The 3,601-nt window shown below is 67.9% G+C and carries 3 protein-coding genes; 2 read left to right on the forward strand and 1 reads right to left on the reverse strand.

Going from position 1 to position 3,601, the window contains the following annotated elements; translation table 11 throughout:
- Both DD1DGNOD_RS27295 and DD1DGNOD_RS19060 read left to right on the forward strand, forming a co-directional pair.
- On the forward strand, nucleotides 1-582 hold a 582-nt coding region (locus DD1DGNOD_RS27295; RefSeq protein ID WP_165036886.1), incomplete at its 5' end, for a PASTA domain-containing protein.
- A gap of 201 nt (nucleotides 583-783) precedes the next feature.
- A complete protein-coding gene (locus DD1DGNOD_RS19060; protein WP_131767832.1) occupies nucleotides 784-1,971 on the forward strand; it encodes a DUF5667 domain-containing protein in 1,188 nt (395 codons plus the stop codon).
- A gap of 105 nt (nucleotides 1,972-2,076) precedes the next feature.
- On the opposite strand, the gene DD1DGNOD_RS19065 is transcribed toward DD1DGNOD_RS19060, so the two are convergent.
- Entirely contained in the window at nucleotides 2,077-3,429 is a 1,353-nt protein-coding gene (locus DD1DGNOD_RS19065; protein WP_131770746.1) for a class II 3-deoxy-7-phosphoheptulonate synthase, read from the reverse strand.
- Between the last annotated feature and the right edge of the window lie 172 nt (nucleotides 3,430-3,601).

Consider the following 3,601-nt stretch of genomic DNA (forward strand, 5'->3'; position numbering starts at 1 on the left):
GCCCAGGCCCGTCTCACCCGCCAGCAACTCAACGTCTCCGGTACGCCGCGCACAGAGGCCAACGACACGATCGCGGCCGGCAATGTGATCAGGACGGACCCGGTCGGGGGCACCGAACTCACGGTGGGCGCCCAGGTGACGCTGATCGTCAGCTCCGGGCCGGCCATGGTGACGGTCCCCAACCTCGTCAACATGCCCTTTGCCACGGCCCAGACCCAGCTGGGTACCCTCGGGCTCAAGGTGACGCGGATCGACGTGAACGACGAAACCTTCGAAAGCGGAAACGTCATACGTACCTCCCCCGATCCGGGGCAGCCGGTCGCCCGCGGCTCGGTCGTCACCGTGCTGGTGTCCAGGGGGCCTCAGGCGGACGGCAGGGACGGCAGTGGCCAGATGGTCGAAGTACCCGACGTCGTCGGCCAGAGATATCAGGCCGCCGCCCGCGAACTGCAACGTCGCGGGCTGCGACCCGAGCGCGACGACTTCTCCCTCTTCGACAGCGACAACACGGTCAGGAGCACGGACCCACCCGCCGGCACCAAAGTCGAACGGGGTACTAAAGTGACCCTCACCGTCGGATAGTTCTGGTAATTGTCATATGACTGTTCCAGGCGGACATCTTTCCCGGCATACTTCGGCTGTCCGGACGAATCACCCTCGACCGCGAGAGCGAGATGCGTGCCCATACGGGGTGTCCTCCGTCACCATGGGGGCTGACGGTGTATTCGGGTGGCAGCGAGCGCCCGGTCGGCACACCGTACAGGGGGAAACAGGGGGACTCCGGTGGGAGTACTGCTCACGGGGCGACGAGCCGAACGTTTCGACCGGCTGATCAACAGCGGGTCGTCTGCCGCCCGCGCGGGCGACCGCGAGCGGCAGAACGTTGTCGCGGCGCTGCGCGCCTACGAACCGGTGTCACCGCGCCCGGAGTTCCGCACGGCGCTGCGTGCCAGGCTGCTCGCCCAGGGCCTGACCGCTCAGCCGCCGAACGCTGAGATCTCGGAGATCTCGCAGGCGCAGACCCCTGGCGCTGGCGCCCCGAACGCGGGTGCGCTGCCAGCGAAGGATCCGGCACCCGCCCTCCTCATCCCCGGCCTCCGAGGCATCCTCTCCCGGACCGCCACATCCCGGACGGCCGTCTCCTGGAACATCATCGGTTCACGTCCGGGCCTGCTCGGTGCTCTGGCGACATCCGTCGTGGTGGCCGGTATCGCTGTCGGGACCCATCGGGCGGTCCCCGGCGAGCCCTTGTACGGGCTCAAGCTCCGCGTCGAGCACATCCAGCTCGACCTCACCAGCAGCCCGGTCGAAAAAGCCAAGATCCATCTCGACATCGCCCGCACCAGGCTCGACGAGATCAACTCGATCATGGATGACGGACGGCTGCCGAAGAAGACCGTTGACGTGCGCAACCTGCTGACAGCCTGGCAGCACGAAGCGTCCGTCGGTGGGAACGTGCTGGTCCCCGAGGCCCGTAACGGTAGCCAGGATGCGTTTCGGACCGTGCAGGACTTCACCGACGACCAGTCACGGGACCTGCACGTCCTGCTGGACAGCCTGCCGGACGGCCCCCTGCACACCATGACGGCCAAGGCCCTCGACTACATGCACGGAGTCCACGACACCCTCAGCACCTCCGACATCACCCCGCCGGCGGCGGAAGGCGCACCCAGCCAGGCGGACACCTCACGCCCACCGCGACCGGTGCCGGCCTCCGACTTAACCCCTCCCGTGACCGTGAACGCCTCGCCGGAGGCCGGCGGCAGCCCCGCGGCGGTCCCGAGCCCGTTGCAGACCCGCACCGCGGGCGTTGCCGGCAACCCGAACAACGTGCCTGCAACGCGCTCCTCCGAGAACCCGCACGCCCCGACCGCCGCGGCGACCACCAGCGCGCCGAAGGCGCCGGACACACCGCCCCCGGCCGATGCGGGTGGCTCCGTACAGCCCACCGGTACCGGCGCACCGGCTTGACCACCGGCTGGCCTCGGGCGGCCCCGTCGGGGCACGATCACGATCCCAAGATCACCAGATCGGGACCACCGGCACCAGCACCAGTCCACGATCACCGAGTGGAGATCACCGGCTCTGGGAGCGGGCCGCATTGATCTGCTGCAGCATCTCCGCAACGAGGAAGGCGAGCTCAAGGGCCTGACCGGTGTTCAGCCGCGGGTCGCAGGCGGTCTCGTACCGGCCGGCCAGATCGGCCTCGCCGATCCGTTCGCCACCACCGAGGCACTCGGTGACGTTGTCCCCGGTCAGCTCGATGTGTATCCCTCCGGGATGGGTACCGAGCAGCCTGTGGACCTCGAAGAAGCCGAGCACCTCGTCGAGGACGTCGTCGAAGTGCCGGGTCTTCACGCCGTTGATGTCACGGGTGTTGCCGTGCATCGGGTCACACGACCACACCACCGGATGTCCGGCGGAGTTGACCTTCTCGACAATCGCGGGAAGCGCATCCCGAATGCGACCGGCGCCCATCCGGGTGATGAGCGTGAGCCGGCCGGGAACATGGTCGGGGTTGAGCCGGTCGGCAAGAGCCAGTACCGCGTCGGGCGAGGCGTTCGGACCCACCTTGCAACCGAGAGGATTACCGATCCGTGACATCAGGTCCACATGGGCCCCGCCGAGATCACGGGTTCGTTCGCCGATCCACACCATATGCGCCGAAAGATCGTAGATCGAACCGGTGGCGTCCTCCCTGCGGGTGAGCGCCCGTTCGTAATCCAACAGCAGCGCCTCATGACTGGTGAACAGCTCGACGCCGTGCAGTGTCGGCGTGCGCTCGAGATCGATGCCACAGGCGGCCATAAATGACAGGGCCCGCTCGATGTCGGTCGCCATCACCTCGTAGCGGCGCCCGGCCGCCGAATCACGCACGAACGCCTTGTTCCATTCGTGCACCTTGGACAGATCGGCGAAACCGCCGGTCGCGAAGGCACGGATGAGGTTCAGCGCGACCGCGCTGGCATGGTAGGCATCCAGCATGCGGCCGGGATCGGGCCGGCGGGCCTGTGCCGTGGCGGCGATGTCGTTCACCGCGTCACCGCGGTAGGACGGAAGCCCGGTGCTGGCCTCGATGTCGGCCGACCGGGGCTTGGCGTACTGGCCGGCGATCCGGGCGACCTTCACCACCGGCACGCTTGCGCCATAGGTGAGCACGACCGCCATCTGCAGCAGCGTCTTCACCTTGTCACGAATCTTGTCGGCGGTGTTCGCGGCAAAGGTCTCCGCGCAGTCGCCGCCCTGCAGCAGAAATGCCTCACCCCGGGCAACCGCCGCGAGCCGTTCGGTCAGAATCCGAACCTCAGGTGCGGTGACCAGCGGCGGCAGTACCGCCAACCGGCCGCGGACCGCAGCCAGCTCTGCCTGGTCGGGCCAGTTCGGTTGCTGCTTGGCCGGCAGGGTCCGCCAGGCGTCGAGTTCTTCCACAGTGTTACAGGGTACGGCCCGACCGCGGTACCACGTCAGTCATCCCCGGTGTTCCCCGACCGCCAGCAGAGCAGCACAGATCGACCGCTCATGGCGTCACCCGTAGCGTCCCGGGAACTTGGGCCTTCCAGCGGCGCGAAAACACGATCGCGCCGCCTTCGGCCTTCTAACC

The organism is Candidatus Protofrankia californiensis (assembly GCF_900634765.1).
Classification (GTDB): domain Bacteria; phylum Actinomycetota; class Actinomycetes; order Frankiales; family Frankiaceae; genus Protofrankia; species Protofrankia californiensis.